24 protein-coding genes are annotated in these 23,589 nt (G+C 64.9%); 6 read left to right on the top strand and 18 right to left on the bottom strand.

Going from position 1 to position 23,589, the window contains the following annotated elements; translation table 11 throughout:
* Positions 1 to 201 precede the first annotated feature (201 nt).
* From AOT87_RS14980 to dop, 9 genes are all read right to left on the bottom strand, one after another.
* Entirely contained in the window at positions 202 to 1,011 is an 810-nt protein-coding gene (locus AOT87_RS14980) for an ABC transporter ATP-binding protein (protein ID WP_057968019.1), read from the bottom strand.
* Entirely contained in the window at positions 995 to 2,023 is a 1,029-nt protein-coding gene (locus AOT87_RS14975; protein WP_057964727.1) for an ABC transporter substrate-binding protein, read from the bottom strand. The genes AOT87_RS14980 and AOT87_RS14975 overlap by 17 nt, the downstream gene beginning before the upstream one ends.
* Positions 2,020 to 2,886, bottom strand: a complete 867-nt coding sequence (locus AOT87_RS14970; protein ID WP_030095617.1) for an ABC transporter permease — start codon at positions 2,884 to 2,886, stop codon at positions 2,020 to 2,022. Before AOT87_RS14970 ends, AOT87_RS14975 begins: the two co-directional genes overlap by 4 nt.
* A gap of 126 nt (positions 2,887 to 3,012) precedes the next feature.
* Positions 3,013 to 4,206 (bottom strand): hypothetical protein, encoded by a 1,194-nt coding sequence (locus tag AOT87_RS14965; protein WP_057968020.1) that lies wholly within the window; start codon positions 4,204 to 4,206, stop codon positions 3,013 to 3,015.
* Positions 4,203 to 4,571, bottom strand: coding sequence for a hypothetical protein (locus tag AOT87_RS14960; protein ID WP_057968021.1), 369 nt, complete (start codon positions 4,569 to 4,571; stop codon positions 4,203 to 4,205). The genes AOT87_RS14965 and AOT87_RS14960 overlap by 4 nt, the downstream gene beginning before the upstream one ends.
* A gap of 136 nt (positions 4,572 to 4,707) precedes the next feature.
* The gene (gene prcA, locus AOT87_RS14955; RefSeq protein WP_030095614.1) at positions 4,708 to 5,499 is read right to left on the bottom strand and encodes a proteasome subunit alpha; all 792 of its coding nucleotides are present in this window, start codon (positions 5,497 to 5,499) and stop codon (positions 4,708 to 4,710) included.
* Positions 5,496 to 6,344, bottom strand: a complete 849-nt coding sequence (prcB, locus tag AOT87_RS14950) for a proteasome subunit beta (protein ID WP_057968022.1) — start codon at positions 6,342 to 6,344, stop codon at positions 5,496 to 5,498. The genes prcA and prcB overlap by 4 nt, the downstream gene beginning before the upstream one ends.
* A complete protein-coding gene (locus AOT87_RS14945; RefSeq protein WP_030095612.1) occupies positions 6,341 to 6,535 on the bottom strand; it encodes a ubiquitin-like protein Pup in 195 nt (64 codons plus the stop codon). Before AOT87_RS14945 ends, prcB begins: the two co-directional genes overlap by 4 nt.
* Positions 6,536 to 6,625: 90 nt before the next feature.
* On the bottom strand, positions 6,626 to 8,122 hold the full coding sequence (gene dop, locus AOT87_RS14940) for a depupylase/deamidase Dop (RefSeq protein ID WP_030095611.1): 1,497 nt from the start codon (positions 8,120 to 8,122) through the stop codon (positions 6,626 to 6,628).
* A gap of 92 nt (positions 8,123 to 8,214) precedes the next feature.
* On the opposite strand from dop, the gene AOT87_RS14935 reads away from it, so the two are divergent.
* Positions 8,215 to 9,039 (top strand): class I SAM-dependent methyltransferase, encoded by an 825-nt coding sequence (locus AOT87_RS14935; protein WP_057964724.1) that lies wholly within the window; start codon positions 8,215 to 8,217, stop codon positions 9,037 to 9,039.
* Between the two features lie 78 nt (positions 9,040 to 9,117).
* Here the strand turns inward: AOT87_RS14935 and AOT87_RS14930 are convergent, their stop codons facing one another.
* The 6 genes from AOT87_RS14930 to AOT87_RS14905 form a co-directional block, all read right to left on the bottom strand.
* Complete coding sequence (locus AOT87_RS14930) at positions 9,118 to 10,176, bottom strand: aminotransferase class I/II-fold pyridoxal phosphate-dependent enzyme (protein WP_030095609.1); 1,059 nt, start codon at positions 10,174 to 10,176, stop codon at positions 9,118 to 9,120.
* Positions 10,155 to 11,168 carry a 3-oxoacyl-[acyl-carrier-protein] synthase III C-terminal domain-containing protein gene (locus AOT87_RS14925; protein ID WP_030095608.1) on the bottom strand — a complete coding sequence of 338 codons (1,014 nt, stop codon included), beginning with the start codon at positions 11,166 to 11,168 and terminating at the stop codon, positions 10,155 to 10,157. The genes AOT87_RS14930 and AOT87_RS14925 overlap by 22 nt, the downstream gene beginning before the upstream one ends.
* Positions 11,165 to 11,824 (bottom strand): hypothetical protein, encoded by a 660-nt coding sequence (locus tag AOT87_RS14920; RefSeq protein WP_030095607.1) that lies wholly within the window; start codon positions 11,822 to 11,824, stop codon positions 11,165 to 11,167. The genes AOT87_RS14925 and AOT87_RS14920 overlap by 4 nt, the downstream gene beginning before the upstream one ends.
* Positions 11,811 to 13,511 carry a thiamine pyrophosphate-binding protein gene (locus AOT87_RS14915; RefSeq protein WP_057968068.1) on the bottom strand — a complete coding sequence of 567 codons (1,701 nt, stop codon included), beginning with the start codon at positions 13,509 to 13,511 and terminating at the stop codon, positions 11,811 to 11,813. Before AOT87_RS14915 ends, AOT87_RS14920 begins: the two co-directional genes overlap by 14 nt.
* Before the next feature lie 228 nt (positions 13,512 to 13,739).
* Positions 13,740 to 14,486 carry a zf-HC2 domain-containing protein gene (locus AOT87_RS14910; protein WP_057968023.1) on the bottom strand — a complete coding sequence of 249 codons (747 nt, stop codon included), beginning with the start codon at positions 14,484 to 14,486 and terminating at the stop codon, positions 13,740 to 13,742.
* Entirely contained in the window at positions 14,483 to 14,965 is a 483-nt protein-coding gene (locus tag AOT87_RS14905; protein WP_005061267.1) for a sigma-70 family RNA polymerase sigma factor, read from the bottom strand. Before AOT87_RS14905 ends, AOT87_RS14910 begins: the two co-directional genes overlap by 4 nt.
* A 149-nt stretch (positions 14,966 to 15,114) precedes the next feature.
* Between AOT87_RS14905 and AOT87_RS14900 the strand changes: the two genes are divergently transcribed.
* Positions 15,115 to 16,275, top strand: a complete 1,161-nt coding sequence (locus AOT87_RS14900) for a hypothetical protein (RefSeq protein WP_057968024.1) — start codon at positions 15,115 to 15,117, stop codon at positions 16,273 to 16,275.
* Positions 16,276 to 16,277: 2 nt separating this feature from the next.
* Here the strand turns inward: AOT87_RS14900 and AOT87_RS14895 are convergent, their stop codons facing one another.
* Positions 16,278 to 16,883 carry a maleylpyruvate isomerase family mycothiol-dependent enzyme gene (locus AOT87_RS14895; protein WP_030095603.1) on the bottom strand — a complete coding sequence of 202 codons (606 nt, stop codon included), beginning with the start codon at positions 16,881 to 16,883 and terminating at the stop codon, positions 16,278 to 16,280.
* Positions 16,884 to 17,022: 139 nt separating this feature from the next.
* On the opposite strand from AOT87_RS14895, the gene AOT87_RS14890 reads away from it, so the two are divergent.
* Entirely contained in the window at positions 17,023 to 17,898 is an 876-nt protein-coding gene (locus tag AOT87_RS14890; RefSeq protein ID WP_057968025.1) for an SAM-dependent methyltransferase, read from the top strand.
* Positions 17,899 to 17,907: 9 nt separating this feature from the next.
* Here the strand turns inward: AOT87_RS14890 and arc are convergent, their stop codons facing one another.
* Complete coding sequence (gene arc, locus AOT87_RS14885; protein WP_046255735.1) at positions 17,908 to 19,716, bottom strand: proteasome ATPase; 1,809 nt, start codon at positions 19,714 to 19,716, stop codon at positions 17,908 to 17,910.
* Between the two features lie 163 nt (positions 19,717 to 19,879).
* Between arc and AOT87_RS14880 the strand changes: the two genes are divergently transcribed.
* Together AOT87_RS14880 and AOT87_RS14875 are read left to right on the top strand one after the other, a co-directional pair.
* On the top strand, positions 19,880 to 20,407 hold the full coding sequence (locus AOT87_RS14880; RefSeq protein ID WP_057968026.1) for a hypothetical protein: 528 nt from the start codon (positions 19,880 to 19,882) through the stop codon (positions 20,405 to 20,407).
* 82 nt (positions 20,408 to 20,489) lie between these two features.
* Positions 20,490 to 21,086 carry a hypothetical protein gene (locus AOT87_RS14875; protein ID WP_078321990.1) on the top strand — a complete coding sequence of 199 codons (597 nt, stop codon included), beginning with the start codon at positions 20,490 to 20,492 and terminating at the stop codon, positions 21,084 to 21,086.
* Between the two features lie 19 nt (positions 21,087 to 21,105).
* Here the strand turns inward: AOT87_RS14875 and AOT87_RS14870 are convergent, their stop codons facing one another.
* Positions 21,106 to 21,942 (bottom strand): tRNA (adenine-N1)-methyltransferase, encoded by an 837-nt coding sequence (locus AOT87_RS14870; protein ID WP_030095598.1) that lies wholly within the window; start codon positions 21,940 to 21,942, stop codon positions 21,106 to 21,108.
* A 267-nt stretch (positions 21,943 to 22,209) separates the two neighbouring features.
* On the opposite strand from AOT87_RS14870, the gene AOT87_RS14865 reads away from it, so the two are divergent.
* Positions 22,210 to 23,583, top strand: a complete 1,374-nt coding sequence (locus AOT87_RS14865) for a DEAD/DEAH box helicase (RefSeq protein ID WP_078322005.1) — start codon at positions 22,210 to 22,212, stop codon at positions 23,581 to 23,583.
* Positions 23,584 to 23,589 lie beyond the last annotated feature (6 nt).

The following is a 23,589-nucleotide window of genomic DNA, read 5'->3' as shown; positions in this document are numbered from 1 at the left end:
GCTGAGGTGAGCTTCTTCGCCCACCCGTGACGTATGCCAGTAATGCTAGCCGCGCGCGTCAGCCAGATACAGCACCGTCCCGATAACACTGCGTAACGAGTCCGCTCTCCCTGTGGCACAACCATGTTAACGGGTGCGCAGCCGTGCAGACTCGAGGCCGGACACTCGTCGGTTCGACCTGCCGCAAACTGTTCGCGCGCGTCACGCGGCAGCGGCCTTGACGGCCTTGCCCACCTCGGTACGCAGTTCGGCGTACTCGGGAGAACGGCGTAGATCGTCGGGGTCGATGCCGGTTCTGGGCAGGTTCACCGGAATGTCCAGTGCCACTTGCCCCGGGCGGCGGGTCAGCACGACGATGCGCGACCCGAGGAAGGCAGCCTCCTCGGCGCTGTGTGTGACGAACACCGTGGTGCGGCCCGACTCGGCACTGACCTGCCGGACATCTTCCTGGAGACGCTCGCGGGTGAGTGCGTCGAGCGCGGCGAACGGTTCGTCCAGGAGGAAAAGCGGGGTCTCCGCGGCGAGGGCCCGGGCGATGGCCACCCGCTGCTGCTGGCCGCCGCTGATCTCCCAGATGCGCCGACTCGCGGTGCCCTCCAGCCCGACCCGGGTGAGCAGTTCGTCCCGGCGCTGCGTCCATCGATCCCGAGGCACCTTTGCGTACTTCAGGGCGAGCTCGACGTTGCCTCCCACGGTGCGCCAGGGGAATAGCCGTGGCTGCTGAAAGACGACTCCGGAGGTGATGCCTGGGGTGGGCGCATCGCCGGCCACCTGTACGGCCCCCTCACTCGGTGATTCGAATCCGGCCAGCAGCCGCAACAGGGTGCTCTTTCCGCAGCCCGAGGCCCCGACCAAGACCAGAAAGGTCCCCGGATCGACAGTCAGGTCCACCGGGCCCAGTGCCGTGGTCCTGTCCGCGCCGCTGCCGTAGCGGTGCGTGACGCCACTGATCTTTATCGATCCGGTTTTGCTTTCCTGGACAGTGCTCTCCACATCATTTGCCAATGACACCGGGTAGGCCTTTCGTGTAGACGGCATTCTCGAATGTCGACAGTGGCGCCGCAGCGGGGATCTGCTTCTGTTCGGCCAGGAACTGTGACGCACTCTGCAGGTCCACGGCGATATGGCCCGGCTTTCCCTGTTCACCAAGCCATTTCGGAGACGCGACCTCACCGGGAGTCAAGTAGATCCCCTGCTTGAGCTGGCCCGCCACCTCTTGTGGAGTGAGCCCGTTCTCGGCGGCGATGGCCTTGGCCGCCGCACTCGGATCGTCATGAATGAGTCGCAGCGCCCGTGCCTGCTGCTGGCGCCACACGTCGACGATCTCCGGGTGCGCGTCGGAGAAGACGTTGGCCACGGCCGCCAGGTCCAGGGTGGGTTTACTCCCCTGGGCCAGCTGCCGGCTGGTGATGAGATCCCTACCGTTCTTGCGCACCTGGTCCACCGTGGGCAACCAGGTGTAGACGGCGTCCACGTCACCACGGTCGAAGGCGGCCAGCGCGGCTTGTGGCTGCAGATCCACGAGCTGAACATCCTTGGCGGACAGTCCGTTCTGAGCCAATGCCGCCAACAGGCTGTAGTGGGCGGTGGAGGCAAAGGGGGTACCCACGCGCTTGCCCCGCAGGCCCGCGATCGTCGTGACACCGCTGCGATTACTGGCCACCAGGGCCTCGTTGTCACCCGCGACATCGAGAACGAAGGCCACCCGGTACGGGATGTTCAAGGGCGCCGACAATCCCCGCGCGAAGGGACTTGAGCCCAGCGACCCGAAGTCCAGCTCCCTGGCGATGAATGCCGTGTTGACATCGGCACCGGAGTCGAACCGCGTCCACTTGATGTTGTAATCGGGTAAAGCCGTTTCCAGCCAACGGTTTTGCTTGACCACGAGGTCGCCGCTGGGGAAGTTCTGATACCCGATGCGGATGGTCGGTTTACCATCCTGCAGGCCTGAGTGGTCGATGGCGCATCCGGACAGGAGCCCGATCGCCACCATCAGCGCCGCCGCGATTCGGCCCGCTCTCATACCTTTCCCCTCCACGGCACCGCACGGCGCTCCACAGCCCGCAGCGCCGCGTCGATGATCAGTCCCGAGATCCCGATCGAAAAGATTCCGACGAGTACCACAGGCGTGTTGTTGTAGTTGCTCGCGTCTTTCACCAGACCGCCGATTCCGGGTATGCCGTTGAACAATTCGGCGGCGACCACCGAGGAGTACGCCATGCCCACCGCGAGCCGAACTCCGGTGAATGTCTCCGGCAGCGCCGCGGGGATGACAACGTCACGGGTCACCTGCCAGCGGGTGGCGCCCAGGGCGCGGGCAGCCTCCACCAGCCCGACCGGTGCGGCCACCACGGCGGCGGTGGTGGCGACCGCGGCCGGTGGCAGCGCCGCCAACGCGAGCAGCGTGATCTTGGGGGCCTCGTCGATGCCCAGCCAAATGACTAACAGGAAGAAGTACGCCAACGGCGGCAGCGTGCGCAGGAACGTCAGCCACGGCTCGAGCACGCTGCGCACCCAGCCGACCGATCCCATGACCAGGCCCAGCAACACGCCGCCGGTAACGCCGATGATGACACCGAAAAGCAAGCGGCGCAGCGTCATATACAGATGTTCGGCCAGCAGGTAGCCACCGTATCCATGCACGCCGTCATGGTTGGTGGAGACCTCGATGAACGCGTGCCACACGCTACTCGGATACGGCACGAAGGTCTGGTTCCAAATGCCGCTCACCGCGGCCAACTGCCAGATGCCGACGAACACGACCACCGAGAGCAGCGGCAGGGCAGCGCTGGTCAACCGGCGGCGCCACTGCGACGGGCGCGGGGCTGCTTCCTTCGATTCGGCGGGCGACTCTTCGGGGGGAACGATGTCGACAAATACAGACACTATGCGAATGGCTTTCTGTGGCTAGGCGCGATGGGGCGGCGTCAGACAACAGCAGCTATCAGCAGAGGGCGTCGAAGGCACCCGGTATTGATACCGGGTGCAAACCCGGACACTCAAGGGTCCGGCTCAGCGCGAACGAAACCCGCGACGGGGCGGTGGTCCGAGATCGTCATCGGGCTCGTGCTCCCATAAACCGATAACCGGGGCCGAGCCCTTGGGCAACTCCCCCAGCAGCTCGCGGGTGTTCTCGCCATTGACGAGATATCCGGGGCTGTAGTGCTCGTTTTCATCCCCGCGCCGCTGGTTCGTGTGCGACGGATACGCACCCATCATCGGCATCATCGCACCCCATGGCCGGATCGCCGCCCCCGCACCGATGCCGCCGGTACTCGCCGGCGCTGCTCCCGCGCCGAGCGGCGGCATCCGGTCCGGGGTAAGCGGCTGACGACTCGCGGGTGTCGCCGATTCGAACCCGGCGCTGCGGGTTGGGTTCTCATGCCAGAGCGGATCACGCATCCAGTTCTGCTGCGCGTAGACATCGTCCTCACCGAGCTCGTCCACCCCCGATCCGGATTTCTGCCTCGACCCGAAATCATTGCCCGGAAAGGGATTACCCGGCATTCCCGCCACCATGAGGGGTACCTGCAACGGCATACCGGCACCGCCCTGAGGCATCGTCTGCTGCGGGTTCGTCTCCGACTCCCCCAACGCCCACCGCGCCAGGAAGTCCCCGGCCCTCTCGGCCTGTTCGTCCCGCGACGAATCGCCTGCCGCACCCAGACCGGGGCCGGATCCGAAACGAAGTCGTTCCCGGGGGCCGACCAGTTGGGCCACCGCATTTCCGGCCTGTACCGCCGGACCGCTGTACACGGTGCGTACCTGCTCCAACGCTCGTTCCCACAGATCGAGGTCATCGGTGACCGAGGCTCTCCAACCGACCGGCACGCCCAGCCGACCCACTGGTGCGCCGGTACTCGGGGCCACGACCTGCCGCTGTAATTGACCCGTCACGTGAGCCAGCAGGCTCAGACCGGTGGACAAGGTGGTGGCCTCCCCGAGTGCCACCCGCGAGTTCTCCACGTACGCCTGCATGGTGCTCAGCGCCTCCCGCGCCCCTGCGCCGCTCCAGCTCTCGCCGATCATCGCCGTGACGTCCTCGAGAAATGCGATGAGCAGCGAATCGAGCTTGCTCAGAGTGCTCGTCCATTCGCCGGCGATGCGCTTGATACCGTCGGGCTCCATCCGCGCCTGCAGGTCCATGATCGATTCGTGGCTCCATTTGTCGCCGTGCCATTCATCGGGCTGCACTGCACCGGTCATCTCACCGCCCCCGCTTTCCGGGAGCAGTCGGCAGAGTTCGTGTCGATGTCGCGGTAGGCGTCGCCGATGCGCCGGAATGTTTCGGCGAACTCGGTAAGTACGGATCGATGCTGTTCGAGAACGGCGGTGAGCGATCCCTCGGGTGCCCGGACGGCGTCATGAACCACCTGGTACCACCCCCGGCCCTCCGCACAGTCGCCGAAGATCGAATGGCCTGCGGGTGCGATGGTGTCCAGACGCGCGATGGCGCCCGCAAAAGCGCTCCGTAGCAGCTCGCAGCGCGCGGCCAGCTCCTCACAGGCGCCGTCTGCCAGTCGCAGTGTCGCGAGATCGATGTATGTGTCTTTGTCGGTGGTGACGGACATGACTGCTCCTACCTGAGACGAAACGGGTTCGATACAGGTACGACCACCGACGACAGCTCACGGTTCCGCCGATTTCAGGCTGTGGATAACTTCCGGGACGCGGTGTTATCCGCTGGGGACAGCAAACGCGTGCGAGCTAACTGTCCTTGGAATCCTTGGAGTCTTTGGAATCACCGGCCTCGGGGCCCGGATCGCCGCCGCCCTCGATCTCCCCCGGGGAGAAGTCCTCGGGCAGAAGCGCTTCCAGCGCGGCGCCCTTGATCCGGCGGAAGGCTCTGCGGGGACGGCTCTGTTCCAGCACCGCCACCTCAAGTCCGCCCAGCGCCCGGCCCTCCGAACCGTTGACGCCGGCCGTCCCTGCCTGCAGTGCCTTCACCGCGAAACCGACCGCGTCCTTCAGCGTGGCGCCCTCGGCGTAGCTCTCCTTGAGCGAGTTGATCACCGGCTCGGTGTTACCGCCCATGACCACCCAGTGCGGCTCATCGGCGATCGAGCCGTCGTAGGTGATCCGGTACAGCACCGGCTGGGTGTCCCGCCCGTGATGAGCCACCTCACCGACACACAGCTCCACCTCATACGGTTTGGCCTGCTCGTTGAAGATGGTGCCAAGCGCCTCGGCGTAGATATTGGCCAGCTGCCGTCCACTCACGTCGCGGCGGTCATAGGCATAGCCGCGCATATCGGCCCACTGGATACCACCGCGGCGCAGTCGGTCGAACTCGTTGAACTTTCCGACGGCGGCGAAACCCACCCGGTCGTACACCTCGCTGACCTTCTGCAGCGAGTTGGACGGGTTCTCGGCGACAAACAACACGCCGTCGGCATAGGTGAGCGCCACGACCGAACGACCGCGGCTGATTCCCTTGCGCGCCAACTCCGAACGGTCGCGCATGAGCTGCTCGACCGAGGCGTAATACGGAAAGGTCATGAGGGATCACCACTTTCGGCCGCTTCGGTCCGCTTCTGGATGACCTCGCGCGCGATGCTTTCGATATCGGCCTCGGGCACCCGAATCGCTCCGCCGGAATCGATCCGAATGGCCGTCGGGAACACCCGGCGCACCAGATCCGGTCCGCCCGTTGCCGAATCGTCCTCGGCGGCGTCGTACAGCGCCTCTACCGCCACCGCCAGCGCACCCAGTGCGTCGCCGCCAGACTTGTAGAGCTTCTTGATCGATGATTTGGCGAACACCGAACCAGAACCCACCGCCTGGTATCCGTCACTCTCGACGTGCCAACCGCCCGCGACATCGAAAGACACGATGCGCCCAGCGGTTTCACCGTTGGGGTCGTCGATGTCGTAGCCCACCAGCAGCGGCACCGCCACCAGCCCCTGCATGGCCGCGGCGAGGTTGCCACGCACCAAGGCCGAGAGCCGATTGGCCTTACCGTTGAAGGTCAGGGGCACACCTTCGAGCTTCTCGTAGTGCTCCAATTCGACGGCATACAACCGCGCGAACTCGACGGCGATCGCAGCGGTTCCCGCGATACCGGTCGCCGAGTAGTTGTCGGTGATCTGCACCTTGTCGATATCGCGGTTCGCGATGTAGTTGCCCTGGGTGGCGCGCCGGTCACCGGCGATCAGAACTCCACCGCGGTACGTGAGCGCCACGATGGTCGTGCCGTGCGGCAGGTTCGTGATCACGTCACCTGATGCCTTTCCGAGTCCCGGAAGCAACTCCGGGGCCTGAATCCTCAGGTACTCGGAGAACGAGGAAAGGTGCGAGTGTCGGGTGAACTGCTGGGGCGCGATCGAATCATCGCGCCAGATCACTGGCCACCCTTTTGGACGTACGCCCGCACGAAGTCCTCGGCGTTCTCTTCCAGCACGTCATCGATCTCATCGAGCAGATCGTCGGTGTCCTCCGCCAGCTTTTCGCGGCGCTCCTGCCCGGCCGGTCCTCCCAGGTCGGTGACATCGTCCTCGTCACCGCCACCACCGCGCTTGGTCTGCTCCTGCGCCATCGCTGCCTCCTGACTGCTAGGTCGGTTCTGTTCAGCCTACCGGGCAGCGCCCACGGTGTGACGTTTCACGGGCGTGCGTCGCCGAACCCGTTACGTGGTGAGCTGATCGACCAGTTCAGCAGCCGAATCGACCGAATCCAGCAGCGAGCCCACGTGGCTCTTGCTGCCGCGCAGCGGCTCCAGCGTTGGAATCCTGACAAGCGAATCCCCACCCAGGTCGAAGATCACCGAGTCCCAGCTGGCGGCGGCAATGTCGGCGCCGAAGCGGCGCAGGCACTCGCCCCGGAAGTAGGCGCGGGTATCCGACGGGGGCCGCGTGACCGCGTCCAGCACCTGTTGCTCGGTGACCATCCGCTGCATGGACCCGCGGGCCACCAGCCGGTTGTAGAGCCCCTTGTCCAGGCGCACATCGGAGTACTGCAGGTCGACCAGATGCAGACGCGGTGCCGACCAGCTCAGATTCTCGCGTTGTCGGAATCCTTCCAGCAGCCGCAGCTTGGCGGGCCAGTCCAGCAGGTCGGCGCATTCCATCGGATCGCGCTCCAGCAGATCGAGAACCTTGGCCCACACCTGCAGCACGTGATCGGCCTGCGGATCCGGGTCGCGGGAGGCGACCAACTCGGCCACCCGCTCCAAGTAAATACGTTGCAGCGCAAGGCCTGTCAGCTCTCGGCCGTCCGCAAGCGCCACGGTGGCCCGCAGCGACGGATCACGACTGATCACGTGCACCGCGTACACCGGCCGCGCCAGGGCCAGGTCCGAGAGATCGGCCCCGGATTCGATCAGGTCGAGTACCAACGAGGTGGTACCCACCTTCAGGAACGTCGAGGTCTCGGCAAGGTTGGCGTCACCGATGATGACGTGCAAGCGCCGGTACTTGTCGGCGTCGGCATGCGGCTCGTCGCGGGTGTTGATGATGCCGCGCTTGAGCGTGGTTTCCAGACCGACCTCTACTTCGATGTAGTCGGCACGCTGCGACAACTGAAAGCCCGAGTCGTCACCGGAGGGCCCGATTCCTACCCGGCCGGAACCCGTGACCACCTGGCGCGACACGAAGAACGGCGTCAGGCCCGCGATGATCGCCGAGAACGGCGTCTGGCGGTCCATCAGGTAGTTCTCGTGGGTGCCGTAGGAGGCACCCTTGCCGTCGATGTTGTTCTTGTACAGCTGCAGCCGCGCGGCGCCGGGCACGCTGGCGACGTGGCGGGCAGCGGCCTCCATCACGCGTTCACCGGCCTTGTCCCAGATCACCGCGTCGAGCGGATTGGTGCATTCGGGCGCCGAATACTCCGGGTGGGCGTGATCGACGTACAGGCGGGCACCGTTGGTGAGAATCATGTTGGCCGCCCCTACCTCGTCGGCATCGACGATAGGAGCCGGACCGGTGGTGCGCCCCAGGTCGAACCCACGGGCATCACGCAGCGGCGACTCCACCTCGTAATCCCACCGGGTGCGCTTGGCGCGCTGGATCCCCGAGGCCGCGGCGTACGCCAGCACTGCCTGCGTGGAGGTGAGGATCGGGTTGGCGGCGGGGTCCGTAGGAGACGAAATGCCGTATTCAACCTCGGTACCGATGATCCGTTGCATGACGCTCAGCCTAGAGAGTTAGGGCTGAACACCACGCCGGGGACTGTTCAGACTGCTCTGCGCGCCGCGGAATCCGCATTAGCGTCGGATTCATGAGCGGCCCAGAGAAGATCCATGTCGACCTCAGCGGAGCACCGCAGACCATGCTGGCGACGTTCTACGCCAAGGCATTGGATGCCGATCTGCCGAAGCCGATCCTCGGCGACCGGCTGGCCCGTGACATCGCCGACCGCATCGACTACGACTGGTCTAAGACGACCATCACCGCGGGTAGGTCGCCGGCCGTCACCACCCGTTCCGCACATTTCGACGGCTGGGCGCGCGCCTTTCTGTCCAGGCACGCCGAGGCCGTGGTGCTGCATCTGGGCTGCGGTCTCGACGGCCGGTATTTCCGGCTGAACCCCGGTGCGGGAGTCCAGTGGTACGACATCGATTACCCCGACGTGGCCGCGCTGCGCAGCCAGCTCTATCCGACACGCGATAACTATCACGTCGTGTCCGCATCGGTGACCGATCCGGCATGGCTCGCGCACATTCGGGGCGACCGCCCGGTGCTCGCGATCGGAGAGGGGCTCACCATGTATCTCACGCAGGCCGACGGCATCGCCCTGTTTCGCCGGATTGTCGATCACTTTCCGTATGGGGAACTGCAATTCGATGCGTTCAACAGGTTCGGCATCAAGACGCAGTGGTCGAACGCGGTGGTGCGACGCTCGGGGGCGACCCTGTATTGGGGCATCGACGGTCCCGAAGACATTATTCGCGAGATCCCCAAGCTGCAGCTCCTCGAGTGGGAGTCACCCTTCGATTCGGCGACCTTCCAACAGACCAGGACCGCGTATCGGCTTCTCGCCAAGGCGATGTCGGTATCGCCGACGCTGCGGTACATGGCGCAGTATCACCGCTACGCATTCTGAGAATTGGGGGTTGACCGCGGCAGTCCTTGCCGTTTCGGGGCCGGCAATCGGGGGGACGGATCGCCGCGGCCAACCAGTCTATGACGCCGGTCTACTCAACTGCGGCGCTGCGCTTTCGCCGATCTCGTCGACCTCCAGCAGCCGCCGCGCGACGATCGCCATTTCTCGTGGGTCGCCGACGGTGAGCCGGACACCGCCATCGGGATACTCCTTCGCGACAACGTCATCGGTTCCCAGGATGGACATCCAGCGCTCGCCGTCACCGCGCGCCGGCAGATACACGAAATTGGCATGCGACTCCGGGATATGTGCACCCATCTGAGCGAGCCGTTCCCTGAGCCGATCACGCTCGTAGACAATAGAATCGACCCGCAGTCGCAGCTCGTCTTCGGCCGCATACGAGGCGGCCACCGCCACTGCCGCCGCACGGTTCATGCCGAATGGGAGCTGGTATCTACGAATGACAGCACAGACCGCGGGAGCGGCCAACCCATAGCCGATCCGCAGCCCCGCCAATCCGTATGCCTTCGAGAAGGTACGCAGCACCACCAGGTTCGGGTGTATCGCAAGAAGACGCGGAACGTCCAGATGTTCGTCGGGATCCACGAATTCGATGTAGGCCTCGTCGAGGATCACCACACTGGTCGGCGGCGCCGCGCGGACGAACTCATAGACCTGGTCCGCGGGTATCAGTGTTCCGGTCGGGTTATGGGGCCGGCACAGCACCACGGCAGCGGCATCGGCGTCATACGCCGCACCCAGTAGCTCATCCAGATCTGTGATCCCGTTATCTGCCAGCGGAATCGGAACCTGGATCAACCCGGCGATATCGGCCAGTATCGGATAGCCGTCGAATGTCGGGTGCGCGAACACCAGCGAATCGCCCGGCTGACATAGCGCCTGCAGCACCTGCAGCGCGACGCCGGTGGCGCCAACGCCCACCACCACTTCTTCCGGTGTCATGCCCACCCGTTCGGCGATCAGTCGCGGAAGCACCACGGGCAAGAACTCGGGGTACCTGTTCACCTCCGCAATGTCATGCCTGAGCGCATCGCGCACCGATGGCAGTGGACGATAAGGATTCTCGTTCAATGCCAATCGGAGTGGACTGACCGTCACAGGCCCCTCCCTCCCCATCGCACGGCCGCCGCTGCCGCGTAGTCACCGGCGTGGGCGAAACCTGCCAGCATCACCGTGTCGCCGGACTTGACCTGGCCGTCGGAGATCGCCTGATCGAGAGTGTGCGGAATGCCCACCCCGAAGAGGTTGCCGCACTCGTCGAAGGTATCCGGGTGCTTCTCCCGGGGCAGCTGCAGGGCGTCGCGCCAGTTCCGCAGAAATATGCGGTTCGGCTGGTTGGTCACCAACGCGTCCAGATCCGTTGACGGAAGCCCGATTCGATCGCAGACGGCCAGGGCCACCTCGGGCACCATGCGATTGCCACGGGCCAGCACCTTGCTGATCTTGTGCTCGGTGAACGCCACCCTCCCCTGCCCTGCCCCGGCCTCCCAGTACTTGCGATGAGGCGTCACCGCGTACGTCATGTCGCCCGCGAACTCGCCGAAGTTCCGCGTCTCGATGCCCAGTACCGGGGAACTCCCATCGCGGGTGATCAGGGCCGCGGTGGCGCCGTCCCCCGGAATGGAAGCCTGTGCGGTGGAGCGCACCTGCTCTTGCACGAAGATCTGGCCGGCCGCATTCTGCATGTTCACGATGAGGGCCGAACGGGCGCTCGACGAGGCCATCATCTGCTGCACGAGCTTGAGCATCAGAACGAACGAGACGCAGCCACCGTTGTGTATGTCCAAGATCCATTCCGGGCGGATCTGCAGCCGGTTCGCCACCTCCCCACCGCAACCCACGAAGGGTAGGTCGGGCAGCTGGGTATGTGTCAGCAGGATGTCCACCTCGTCCAGCACACTGTCGCCGTGCCGATCCTTGAGTCCGGCGACCGCACGTTCGGCCATGTCCACCGCGGACTCGTCGGCGGCGACGTGATGCCGGAAGGCCGGGCTGCGGAACATGACGTTCTCCGCCAGATCGTCATCCTTGGCGTACTGCGCGAAGTAGTCGGCGCTGACCCGGTTCTCGGGAAGATAGCTGGAGATGTCGAAGATGCTGATGGTCATTTCATCCACTCCGGAACGATCGGAAGCCCATGGCTGTGGCGATACTCGGCGATGGCCTTGAGGTTCAGCAGTTCCAGCAGGTGACCCGCACCGAACATGTCCCAAAAGTCCCCGACCCACGGCTTACGTTGGGGCGGAGCGGTTTCTGGATAGGGGTTCTCGTCGTAGAACGGATGGTGGCAGTTGGTCCACAGCACGACCGAGCCCGGCTTGTTAAGCACGATCTGCGCGTCGACCACTCGCATGAGGTAGATCATCCAGAGGTGATCACCTTGATCCCAGGCACAGTGATAATCGACGGTTCCGGATTCGGCGTTCGATTCCGTGCGGGTGTAGATCAGCGTGTCCGATCCCAAACGGTCATGTGCGACCCACAACCCGGGCTCATCGGTCTCCTCGAAGCCGCGCAGGCTGTAGGTCCACTCCTCCAGGCAACGAGTGTCGGACAGGTAGCGGTGCAACTCGTCGGGCGGGCAGTCCACATACTCCTGGACCGTGCAGAACGGGCCGAACACCTGGTCATGCGGGTACACCGACCGCATCATGTCCATGATGATCGGCGTCGCCTTCTCACGTGGCGAGGTCTCGATCCGATGCACCCCGGGCAATGCGTCCTCGGTGCCGGCATCGGCGGCGATATCGCTAAGCGCGGGCAAGGCTTTCAGGCAAGGCTTGGATGCTTCGGTAATCGTGTCGGTCATGCGTTTTCTCCTTAGCGATATCGGATGACAAGAACGGGGCAAACGGGGGTATCTCGTCGGTGGAACAGATGACCTCCACCACAGAGGGACCGCCATGGGCCATCGCCGCATGCATGGCGGCCTCGAAATCGGCCACCGTATCGGCCGAACGGCACATCAGACTCGGGAACATCGCGGCCATCCCGGCGGCGATATGCGAGGGTGTGAACCGGTTGAAGCTGTACTTTCCTCCGTAATACAGCTGCTCACGGGTGACGCACATGGCATGTGCGTTGTTGTTGACAATGACGAATGTCACCGGCAGCCGGTGCTCGATCGCCGTGTGAATCTCCATGCCGTGCATGAAGAATGCCCCGTCCCCCGCCACCACCACGGTGCGGCCGCCCCGCGCGAACGCACAGCCGATGCCCGCACCGAAGGCATACCCCATGCCGCCCATACCGAGCGCGACAACATAACGGCCCCGGTGCCGGGCGCCCAGGTAGTGCACCGCGGCAGCGCCGGTGTTACCCGCATCGACGAAGATATCCGCCTCCGCAGGAATCACCCGGTCGAGAACGTGCATGCCATCGTGGTACCTGACACCGTCGCCGTCATGCGCGGGCGGTTCCAGATGGGCTGGCGCGTAGAGCGTTTCACTGTCCAACGAGTCCGAACGCGCCGGCACAGCCGCGGCGAGCTGGGCCAGGGTCGATGACAGGTCCTCGGTCTGCAGGTGACGGGACGGGATATGTGGTGTCGCCGAACCGATCGAGAGCACCGGCGTCGTCGCGAAGTCGACACCGCCTCGGGTCATCACGGGCATGGTGGTCCCGATGCAGACACATGTCACACCGTGGCGCAGTACCCTTTCGATGGCCGGGTGTCCCATCACCCCGATGACGCCCAGCAGCCGTGGATCATCGCCGTCTACAGCATCTTTGGCATCGGGCGACACCGCGACAAAGGCATCGAGACGATCGAGGAGATCCGACAGCTCACCGCGGGCGTTGTGTCGTGCCACCTCCGGCCCCGCTACCACCAGCACCCGCCCCGGCGTATCGGCCAGATGCTTGGCGAAGTCGGCAAGCTGCGCGGGCACCGCTCCAGGCCGCACGTGCGGCTCCGGCAGCTGTGGTGTGGTGTGCAGGCGCGCCTGCTGGACGTCTTTAGGTATCAAGAGAACCGCCGGCAGACCGTCTCGAAGCGCGGCCAGGGCATGACCGAGCGCCTCGGCGATTTCTTCGGGATTTTCCACTCGGGTGCAGTAGCCGGAAATGGGCCGGAAAACCGCCTGCAGATCCATGCTCCCGGCGCGCCCACTCCCATCCTGAAACGCCCCGTTACCTTCTAGCGGGCGCGGCGGCTGGCCCACGATCGCCAGCACCGGCACCCGGCTCGCATACGATTCAGCAAGCGCAGGAACAAGATTGACAGCGCCGCCGCCCGAGGTCGCGGCCACTACGCTCATCCGCGAGGCGGCACGCGCATAGCCGTCGGCCATGGTGCCGGCCGAGAACTCGTGCTTGGCGACGACGGCCTGGATACCCGGCGCGTAGTGCACGGCATCGTACAGATCCTCGATGTTCGCACCGTCGACCCCGAAGACGACATCGACATGGTGACGACGCAACTCGAGGACGAGCCAGTCGACCAATCGCATGGTCCCGTTCCCGTTCCCGTTCCCGAGCGCGATATCGCCGGCCGTACAGCTCCGGGCACGTATCGGGGTGGTCATGACTAGTACACGACTGTCACACGTGACGGGTTCAACAATCCGGAAGAAAAAGTGATCGAGTTATCTCAATCATGTGATGGCACAATATGAATCGCATTTCAGGTAATGCCGATATGGGCACGTCAAAGCACCACGAACCTGATGGGATGGGCGTCAGCGACGCAGTTCGAGGAACACCAACGGCACGGCGTCACCGTGATTGTCGATCACCTGGACGCTCTCGATCTGATCCTGCGCCACCGGGACGGTCATCGATGTCATCATCGCGGAGCCCGGCTTGGCCGTCCACGAACTGGCGATGATGTTCCCGCCAGCTCGGGTGCCGACGCGCAGTGCATAGGGTGCCGCCGAGTCATCCGGGTCGTCTCCGTATGCCGGATAGCTGCACCACATTTCGATACGGGTGCCGGCACCGTCCTGGACAATGGCCACTTGAGCGCTCAGCGGTGAGGGCGTCACCTGGCGCATCGGCTGCCAATGCTCCCCCGCCGGCAACGAACCCGCGGCGACATTCATCGGTGCGGGCCGGTGATACCACGGCGGCGGCACCAACGAGACCGTCAGCGCGACAGCGGCGGCCACCGCGACCGCACCCACATAGGCGAGCCGGCGCACCGCACTCTGCCGCCGCCACCGGGCCTGCAGCTTGGGCCACAGCGCCTGCACCGGGCAGCTGGTGGCGGGCTTGGCGAGCACGGGCGGGTCTTCGAGTTCCATCTTCTCGGCGTAACCGCGATCAACCTTGGACAGCAGACCGGGCATGGCTGTCACCTCGGACAGCGCGCGCTGGCAGCTGACACAGTCGACCAGGTGCTGTTCGTATTGACGCCGCTCGGCGGACGAGAGCGCACCCAGCACATAGGCGGCGTCCCAGTCGGCGTAAACATGCTCCACAGTCATCGTGTGACCCCCATTTCCTGCAGCGACAGCCGAAGCGCGCGCACGCCATAGTGCAGGCGTGACTTGACGGTGCCCTCAGGCACCCCCAGCTCGGCGGATATGTCGGCGACTGAACTCCCCCGGTAATACGCACGCAGGATGACAGCGCGGTGATCGGTGGACAACGTGCGCAGCGCTTCGGCCACCAGCCACGCGTCCAGCGTTGCGTCCACCTGATCGGGAGAGGCGAACTCGGGTGTCTCGGCGGTGGCTATCTCGCTGCGAAAGCGCGAGCTACGTGCGTTATCGCGGACCAGGTTGTGGGCGACCGTGAACAGCCATGCCCTCGCCGACCCTTCCGTCTGGTTGACCAGCGTCGGATGCCGCCAGGCTCGCAACAGCACCTCCTGCACGATGTCTTCCGCCAGCGCCGAGTCGTGGGTCAGGTGCATGACATAACGATGCAGCGGGCCTGCGTACTCGTCGTAAAAGGCCCGCATAAGACTCGATGAGCCATTGACGCCGACGCCTTTCGGCCCAGCCTGCCCATCCGCCATGGAACACCTCCGACGGTTACACGATCCGACCGCCCGATTGGTTCAACGTACGCCCGTTTTGCCTCGTCGAACAGCCTTGTCATCATGATCAGGTGCGCAATCTCGACGACATTCACGAATGGTTCCTGTCCCGTGGACTACCCGTCGTGCTGGATCGTCGCGTCCGCTCGCGTGAGCTCATCGACCGGGCCGCGCCCATGATCGGAGTCGCCGGTGCGGGGGTGGCGCTCTACGAGCTGATCTCCACCGACAACGACACCCGCTCGATTGTGCTGATGATCCTGCTCGGGGTGGTGGCACTGCTGATGGCGGCGCAACCGCTGGTGCTCACCGCACTGCAACGTGTCGGAACCATCCGTGCCGACGTGGTGCGCCGCGCCCTGTCATGGCTCGTCATCGCGATCTTCGTGGTAGCGCTCCCGGCCACCGACACCGGTTCGTGGCCGGAGGCCGCCGCGAAGATGCCCGCCTTCCTGCTGGCCGCGCTGGTGCTTATCTGGTTGACGTACCTGGGTGCCGGGTCGATCGGACTGTGGGCCCTGCGGTACGCATCCACGCAGTTCGGTGCGCTGGGCACGCTCATGTCCCGCGCGCTGCCACTGCTCATGCTGACCGTGGTGGTGTTCTTCACCGGAGAGCTCTGGCAGCTGTCGGCCCGGATCACGCGCGAAAGGCTCTGGCAGACAATCGGCTTCCTGGCCCTCACCGCCACCGTGTTCATGGTCGCCACCGTGCGCGACGAGTTGAACAATCTGCGCGAAAACCGGGCCGAACGTCCCGCGCCCGCCGCGCTACTGGCCGGCACCCCACTGGCCGACCTGACCGGAGCCGACGGTCCGGAGCCGCCGCGGCCCGCACTGCGCTGGCCCGAACGGCTGAATGTGCTACTGGTGATGGTGGTTTCGCAGGCCATCCAGGTGGTGTTCTTCACCACCGGGGTGTTCGCGTTCTTCATGTTGCTGGGCATCGTGGCCGTGCCGCACGACGTGATGGCGTTGTGGTCCAATGAGGCCGCGTGCCCGTCGGGAGCAGCGCCGCCATGTTCGGGCACCTGGTACGGGATTCGGATCGGCGTGCCACAGACTCTGATTCATATGTCGCTGCTGGTCGCGGTGCTGTCGGGGCTGTACTTCACCGTCAACAGCAGCATTGATCCGCAGTATCGGACACGTTTTTTCGAACCGTTGATCGCCGATGTGGCGGTAAGCCTCGCCGGACGCGACGTGTATCTATCGGCCTCACAGCGGATCTGACCTCAGCGCATCCGTGCCGCCAGCGTCGGTACACCGTCACCTTCCAGCTCACCGAGCACCACCGGACGGCCCGCCATCGCCAGCACCAGCGCCTCCCCGGTGCCGCACACGTGCGGGCCATTGCCTTTCGCCCAATCCACGTCGTTGGCCATGAACCTCAGCCCCTTGGTGTACCGCTTCGGGTGGGCGCCAAAGTCGGGATGATCCAACGCAAAGACCAGCCGGTCCTCGGGAATGGCACGCGGCCTGCCCAGTGGCCGCCGAATATCCTGGTGGTGCACCATGGCGTCGGTATGAAGCGCTGCGGGCGCCATCTTGCCAAACGCTCCGGGCCGCACTGCCGACTCGAAATGGTGCAACAGCTCTTCATTCGACAGGTGACCGGTGCGCTCCACCAATGCATCGTTGAGCTTGTTGATCGATGGGTTCCGTAGCGCGGTCCCCAGATAGACACCCAGCGATACCGCGTCGACGGCGGCGTGTGCCACGACATCGCGGACCCGCCAGCCTGCGCACAGTGACGGGGCCAACCAATCGTCTTCGGTCAATGTGTGCAGGAACTCGGCCAGGCTGGTGCGCTCGGCGGAAAGCATTTCTCGGGGTTTCATGGTCTTCACGGATACCTCCTCGGGCTGTACTCGCCATGCTAGGAAGACCGCGCTGACCAGCACCGCCTCCGCATGCCACGCACTGCCAGATGATGCCAATGCCCCCTCGCGGGCCCACCGGACTTTCTATCCTCGCGATATGTCTGGACGCCGGCTCGACCAAACCGCAAGTCTGACCGCACAGTTCAACGCGTGGCAGCGCGCTGCCGAATCGATGCAGCGCGATGGCCTGCTGAACGATCCGCAGTCCGGATGGTTCGTGACCCATCCGCTGCTGCGTGCGGCACTGACATCTCCCGCTGCCGCCAGGTGGGGCCTGCGTCTGGTGGACCGATGGTGCGCGGGCCTGCATGCCCTCATCGTGCTGCGCCGCCGCGTTTCCGACGACGAAGTGCGGACCGCCGCGCGATCCGGCATCGGTCAAGTGGTGATGCTGGGGGCGGGCTTCGACACCTCGAGTCAGCAGCTCGGTTCCCTGCCCGTCACCGTATTCGAGGTCGACGCACCCACCACCCAGCAGGCGAAACAACATCTCATCGCCGGACACCGCGGTGACGAGTCGCGGCTGGTCTGGGTCCCCTGCGATTTCGAGCGCGATGACCTGACATCACGTCTGCTTGGCGCCGGATTCGATACGGCCGCACCCTCACTCGTGGTGTGGCTCGGCGTGACCTACTACCTCACCGAGGCCGCCCTCGAGTCGACCCTGGCGCAACTGACGAAGCTCTGCGCACCGGGAAGCAGGCTCGTCCTGGATTACGGTGATCCCGATATCGTCGGCCCCGACAGTCGCCGTCGCGAAGTCCGGCGCGGATCGCGGTCCGTCTCCCGGCGCGGCGAGCCGTACCGCACGGGCATGACGGCGAGACAGGCCGACGAACTGCTTGCGCGCCAAGGCTTTCAGATCACCGAGCAGCTGCGGATACCCGAGCTGCTGCGTCGCTACGATCCGACCGGCGCGCGGGCACTCGCACCCGGCGACTGGACCACGGTGGTCACAGCCCGCCGCGAGTGAGCACGGTGCCTACAGGTACTGGCCCAGGCTCGATTCGGTGTCGATGGCGCGGCTGGCGCTGGAGCTCTTGCCGGTGACCAGCGTACGGATGTAGACGATGCGCTCGCCCTTCTTGCCCGAGATCCGTGCCCAGTCATCCGGATTGGTGGTATTGGGCAGGTCCTCGTTCTCGGCGAACTCGTCGACGATCGAGTCGAGCAGATGTTGAATACGCAGACCCTTCTGACCGGTCTCCAGCACCGCCTTGATGGCGTTCTTCTTCGCACGGTCCACCACGTTCTGGATCATGGCGCCGGAGTTGAAGTCCTTGAAATACATGACTTCCTTGTCACCGTTGGCGTAGGTGACCTCCAGGAAACGGTTGTCGTCGATCTCGGCGTACATCCGGTCCACGACCTTCTCGATCATGGCCTTGATGGTCAGCCCGCGATCGCCGCCGAATTCCGCCAGATCGTCGGTGTTCACCGGCAGTTTGTCGGTGAGGTACTTGGAGAAGATGTCTTGCGCCGACTCCGCATCCGGCCGTTCGATCTTGATCTTCACGTCGAGGCGGCCGGGCCGCAGGATCGCCGGGTCGATCATGTCTTCACGGTTGGAGGCACCGATGACGATGACGTTCTCGAGACCCTCGACACCGTCGATCTCGGATAGCAGCTGCGGCACGACCGTCGTCTCCACATCGGAGCTGACGCCGGTACCACGAGTGCGGAAGATCGAGTCCATCTCGTCGAAGAAGACGATGACCGGCGTACCGTCCGAAGCCTTTTCGCGAGCCCGCTGGAAGATCAGGCGGATATGCCGCTCGGTCTCGCCGACGAACTTGTTGAGCAACTCCGGGCCCTTGATGTTCAAGAAGTAGGACTTGGCCTCGCGCGAGTCATCGCCGCGCAGCTCTGCCATCTTCTTGGCCAGCGAGTTGGCGACGGCCTTGGCGATGAGTGTCTTTCCGCATCCGGGGGGCCCGTACAGCAGCACACCCTTGGGCGGACGCAGGGCGTACTCCCGATAGAGGTCCTTGTGCAGGAACGGCAGCTCCACCGCGTCGCGGATCTGCTCGATCTGCCGCGTCAGGCCGCCGATGTCGCTGTAGCTGACATCGGGCACCTCTTCGAGCACCAGATCCTCGACCTCGGCCTTGGGAATCCGCTCGAAGGCGTATCCGGCCTTGGTATCAACCAGCAACGAATCGCCGGGCCGCAGCTTCCGGGGCTTCAGATCCGCTCCGTCGGCATCCTCGGACACCTCGGAGAGATCGGGCGCGATCAGCGGATCGGCCAGCCAGACGATGCGCTCCTCGTCGGCATGCCCCACCACGAGCGCGCGGTGACCGTCGTCCAACAGCTCCCGCAGCGTGCTGATTTCGCCGACCGATTCGAAGTTGCCGGCCTCGACCACCGTGAGCGCCTCGTTGAGGCGCACGGTCTGCCCCCGCCGCAGTTCGGCGGTCTCGATGTTGGGAGAGCAGGTCACCCGCATCTTGCGACCCGAGGTGAACACGTCCACCGTGTCATCGGCCTGTACGGCCAGCAACACGCCATAACCGCTCGGCGGCTGGCCCAGCCGGTCAACCTCCTCACGCAGCGCCAGGAGCTGCTGACGGGCCTCTTTGAGGGTGTCCATCAGCTTGGCGTTGCGCGCATTAAGGGAGTCGATACGAGCCTCAAGCTGGTTCAGGTCGCGCAGACGACCGGTGTCACCAGATCCGTGGGCCGCGCTGCCTTCCAGCTCCTGGCGAAGGGCCGCAACCTCTCGACGTAGCCGTTCCAGTTCGGCGGCATCCGGTGTGCCGAACGCCTCTGAACGCTCCGACTCACTCATGATGTCCTCCTTTCCCACACCGAGAATTGGTGCGGTGGATGCTTCAACGCTACCGGCGATTGGCCGCCCGTGCGGGGTCTACCCGTTGCCTGGGACGTCTACGCTGTTAGCGTTCGTCACATTCAGGTCGATCGGAAGGACAACCGTGAGCTCACGAACCGGTATGTCAGGGGTCGCCACGCTGGGTTTACTCGCGGCGGCAGCGGTTGGCTTGGCAGTACCAATGGGCGAGCCGACAGCCAGCTCCGCTGGCCCGACAGCAACGACCACCATGTCCGCGGACATTACCCCCGTGTCCTGGGACGTCCCCATGGATGTGCCCACCGAACCTGCCGACGCGGCACCCACGTCCGATGAGCTAAGCGGTTTGCTGTATTCACTCGCAGACCCGGGCGTGTCGGCCCTGGCCAAGGGTGGCCTCGTGGAAGGCGGCATCGGCGCGGGTGAGGCGATTTACGCCGATCGTGCCTTCAAGAGTGCCAACCGTGACGGGTTCCTGCCACTGGCATTCACTGTGTCCGACATCAAATCCACCGGACCGGGTGTGGCCGCTGCGGCGGTCACCATCACCGGGCCCAAGACGCAGGCATACACGACGAAGATCAACTTCGTGAACCAGGACGGCTGGAAGATCAGTAAGGCCTCCGCGGTTTCGCTGATCCAGGCGGCATCGGGTAAGTCTGGAAGGTAGACGTGTACGAGGAGGGCTGGATGATCACCACGACCTCGCACGCCGATATCGTCACCGCACTTGGCCGAACGACTTAGCCGATATGCCGAATGGAGTCACCAGGATCATGGCCCGTCACCTTCAACTCGCCGCCGCCGGCGCAGCCGTTCTCGCCCTGACCGCCTGCAGCAGCTCAAACGATAAGGCCGCCCCCGCCAGCGCTTCGGCGACTCAGCCCGCATCCTCGGCGGTGGCCGCCGCTGTCCCGAACCATCCGCTGCCCGATCCGGCGGTGCTGACCGATGTCCTCAACCGCCTCGCCGACCCGAACCTGCCCGGCGCCGAGAAGATCACCGCCGTTCAGGGTGCTACTCCCGAGCAGCTGGACAAGTTCACCAAGGCGATCGGCGACGCCGGGTTCTCGCCGTTGTCGTTCACCGTCAAGGACCCGAAGTGGTCGACGGAAACCCAGGGCGACGTCGAAGCCGTCGTCACCATCAACAGCCCCAGCCCGAAGATGGGTGGTTTCGCGGTCCCGATGTCGTTCTCGCCCGAAGGTGAGGGCTGGAAGCTGTCCAAGCGAACCTCCGACCTCTTGCTCAAGACCGGAACGTCGCTGGCGGGTACCGCCACACCGCACGAGGCGCCTCCCGCCGGCGCACCCGCGCCCGAGACACCGGCCCCAGCGCCTACCCCGTAGCCCCCCGCTGGCGACGGCTCTAGCTCGGTAGGCGCTTACGCCGCAGCGGTGTCGGAGTGATGGTGCCCGGCGCCAGACGACGCGCACTGACCAAGAACGCGGTATGCCCGCGCATGCTGTGCTCGGGACGCACCGCCAGCCCGACGACGTTCCAGCCGCGCTGCATCGACTCCCAGGACCTCGGTTCGGTCCAGCATTGCTGTTCCCGCAGCGCCTCGACCACGCGCGACAGTTGCGTGACGGTAGCGACGTACACAATAAGCACGCCACCTGGTACCAGCGATTCGGCTACCGCGGGCAAAGTCTCCCAAGGGGCCAGCATGTCCAGGACCACCCGGTCGACGCCACCGGCATCAGCAGCCCGCTCGGCGAGATCACCGATCACCAGCTCCCAGTTGTCCGGTTGCTCCCCGAAAAACGCTGTGACGTTTCGCACAGCATGTTCGGCGTGATCCTCACGAATCTCGTAAGAGATCACCGTTCCCTCGGGCCCCACCGCGCGCAGCAGCGAGCAGGTGAGCGCACCCGAGCCCACACCGGCCTCCAGTACCCGCGCGCCCGGGAAGATATCGCCGTCATGAACGATCTGCGCGGCGTCCTTCGGGTAGATCACCTGCGCGCCACGCGGCATCGACAACACATAGTCGATCAGCAAAGGACGCAGCACCAGAAACTGGTCGCCGTTGGTCGACTTCACCACGCTGCCCTCGGGGATGCCGATCACCGTGTCGTGTGTGATGGCACCGCGATGGGTGTGGAATTCCTTGCCCGGCTCGAGCACCATCGTGTAGTGCCGCCCCTTGGGGTCGGTCAGTTGCACGCGATCGCCCACGACAAAGGGCCCGGTCCGAGTCATGCGCTCACCTTGCCAGGTGCGTATCGCGCACCGCGAACTGGGCAGGCCTTGCAGGTAAAACGGGGTCACCCACCAATGTGTTTCGGCACACACGATTTAGCTCTAGAGGCCAAAGGCACGTACTGTCATGGGTAAGCGCCACTGTGCGCCTGCGTCGTAGATCATTCTTTCGTCAGCCAGTCCGCTGATTTCAGGCTTTTCTCACGGCGATCGATGTTGCCCATTGGCAATCTCGCCATCTCGAAGCCTCGAAAGGCGTCATTTCTCATGTCTTCAACCACATTCGCGTCACTCGGCGTGGCCGCAGTACTGGTCCGCGCCCTGCAGCAGGGCGGCATCGACGCCCCATTCCCGATCCAGGCCGCCACCCTGCCGGACACACTCGCCGGCCGTGATGTGCTGGCCCGCGGCAAAACTGGCAGCGGCAAGACCCTTGCGTTCTCCATCCCCGTCGTCGCACGTATCGCCGAAGGCACTCGAGTGCCGGGCCGCCCGCGGGCGCTCGTGCTCGCTCCCACCCGCGAGCTGGCGACCCAGATCAGCGCAGTCATCGAGCCGCTGGCGGCCGCCTACCGCATGAAGGTCACCACCATCTTCGGCGGTGTCTCGCAGCACCGTCAGGTTCAGGCGCTCAAGGCCGGCGTCGACATCGTGGTCGCCTGCCCCGGTCGGCTCGATGACTTACTCAAGCAGCGCCACCTGACTCTGGACGGCGTTGAGATCAGCGTTCTGGACGAGGCCGACCACATGGCAGATCTCGGATTCCTGCCCGTCGTAACACGGTTGCTCGCCGCGACCCCGAGTTCCGGTCAGCGCCTGCTGTTCTCGGCCACCTTGGATAACGATGTCGACAAGTTGGTCAAACGATTCCTGCACTCCCCCTCCGAGCATTCGGTTGATCCCGTCGATTCCCCGGTTGCCGCGATGACACACCATGTGTTCACGGTCAGCGGCCCCGACGCCAAGCGTGAACTGGTGAACACGCTGGCCTCCGGCACCGGACGGCGCATCCTGTTCATGCGCACCAAGCACCACGCCAAGCGGCTCGCGCATCAGCTCAATCAGTCGGGCATCCCGTCAGTTGATTTGCACGGCAACCTCTCTCAGGGTGCACGCGACCGTAACCTGGCCGCCTTCGCGAACGGCGAAGCGCGGGTGCTGGTTGCCACGGATGTCGCTGCCCGCGGCGTGCACGTCGACGATGTCGCTCTCGTCGTGCACGTCGACCCTCCCGCGGAGCACAAGGCGTACCTGCACCGTTCAGGCCGCACTGCGCGCGCCGGTGGCACCGGCGACGTGGTCACGGTGGTGCTCCCCGAGCAGCGCCGCGATGTCACACAGCTGCTACGCAAGGCCGCCATCACCGCCACGCCCCAACAGGTGACGGCCCATTCCGATGAGGTCAAGACCTTGGTGGGCGAGGTGGCTCCGTATGTGAAACCTGCTCCCGCACAGAAGGCCAACGGCTCATCAACGGCGAACGGCCAGCGATCCCACCGACCCCGCGGCGGCGCCGAGGGACGTCCGGCACGTGCGCCTCGGCGCGGCGGACAGGGCCAAGGCCGCCAGGGGCAGGGTCAAGGGCGTCAAGGCCAGGGACAGCGATCCGCCCGCAGGGCGGGCAACAGCGCCTCCCGGTAACCGGCC

Origin of the sequence: Mycobacteroides sp. H003 (assembly GCF_001440135.1) — a bacterium.
Classification (GTDB): Bacteria; Actinomycetota; Actinomycetes; order Mycobacteriales; family Mycobacteriaceae; genus Mycobacterium; species Mycobacterium gwanakae.
Note: the sequence above shows the minus strand (reverse complement) of the source record. Positions and strands in the feature narration are given on the sequence as shown.

Excerpts from the sequence above, each read along its gene's own strand:
- AOT87_RS14975 (WP_057964727.1), bottom strand. The coding sequence starts at position 2,023 with ATGAGAGCGGGCCGAATCGCGGCGGCGCTGATGGTGGCGATCGGGCTC.
- AOT87_RS14965 (WP_057968020.1), bottom strand. The coding sequence starts at position 4,206 with ATGACCGGTGCAGTGCAGCCCGATGAATGGCACGGCGACAAATGGAGC.
- AOT87_RS14960 (WP_057968021.1), bottom strand. The coding sequence starts at position 4,571 with ATGTCCGTCACCACCGACAAAGACACATACATCGATCTCGCGACACTG.
- prcA (WP_030095614.1), bottom strand. The coding sequence starts at position 5,499 with ATGACCTTTCCGTATTACGCCTCGGTCGAGCAGCTCATGCGCGACCGT.
- AOT87_RS14945 (WP_030095612.1), bottom strand. The coding sequence starts at position 6,535 with ATGGCGCAGGAGCAGACCAAGCGCGGTGGTGGCGGTGACGAGGACGAT.
- dop (WP_030095611.1), bottom strand. The coding sequence starts at position 8,122 with ATGCAACGGATCATCGGTACCGAGGTTGAATACGGCATTTCGTCTCCT.
- AOT87_RS14935 (WP_057964724.1), top strand. The coding sequence starts at position 8,215 with ATGAGCGGCCCAGAGAAGATCCATGTCGACCTCAGCGGAGCACCGCAG.
- AOT87_RS14930 (WP_030095609.1), bottom strand. The coding sequence starts at position 10,176 with ATGGGGAGGGAGGGGCCTGTGACGGTCAGTCCACTCCGATTGGCATTG.
- AOT87_RS14925 (WP_030095608.1), bottom strand. The coding sequence starts at position 11,168 with ATGACCATCAGCATCTTCGACATCTCCAGCTATCTTCCCGAGAACCGG.
- AOT87_RS14915 (WP_057968068.1), bottom strand. The coding sequence starts at position 13,511 with ATGCGATTGGTCGACTGGCTCGTCCTCGAGTTGCGTCGTCACCATGTC.
- AOT87_RS14910 (WP_057968023.1), bottom strand. The coding sequence starts at position 14,486 with ATGACTGTGGAGCATGTTTACGCCGACTGGGACGCCGCCTATGTGCTG.
- AOT87_RS14905 (WP_005061267.1), bottom strand. The coding sequence starts at position 14,965 with ATGCGGGCCTTTTACGACGAGTACGCAGGCCCGCTGCATCGTTATGTC.
- AOT87_RS14895 (WP_030095603.1), bottom strand. The coding sequence starts at position 16,883 with ATGAAACCCCGAGAAATGCTTTCCGCCGAGCGCACCAGCCTGGCCGAG.
- AOT87_RS14890 (WP_057968025.1), top strand. The coding sequence starts at position 17,023 with ATGTCTGGACGCCGGCTCGACCAAACCGCAAGTCTGACCGCACAGTTC.
- arc (WP_046255735.1), bottom strand. The coding sequence starts at position 19,716 with ATGAGTGAGTCGGAGCGTTCAGAGGCGTTCGGCACACCGGATGCCGCC.
- AOT87_RS14880 (WP_057968026.1), top strand. The coding sequence starts at position 19,880 with ATGTCAGGGGTCGCCACGCTGGGTTTACTCGCGGCGGCAGCGGTTGGC.
- AOT87_RS14875 (WP_078321990.1), top strand. The coding sequence starts at position 20,490 with ATGCCGAATGGAGTCACCAGGATCATGGCCCGTCACCTTCAACTCGCC.
- AOT87_RS14870 (WP_030095598.1), bottom strand. The coding sequence starts at position 21,942 with ATGACTCGGACCGGGCCCTTTGTCGTGGGCGATCGCGTGCAACTGACC.
- AOT87_RS14865 (WP_078322005.1), top strand. The coding sequence starts at position 22,210 with ATGTCTTCAACCACATTCGCGTCACTCGGCGTGGCCGCAGTACTGGTC.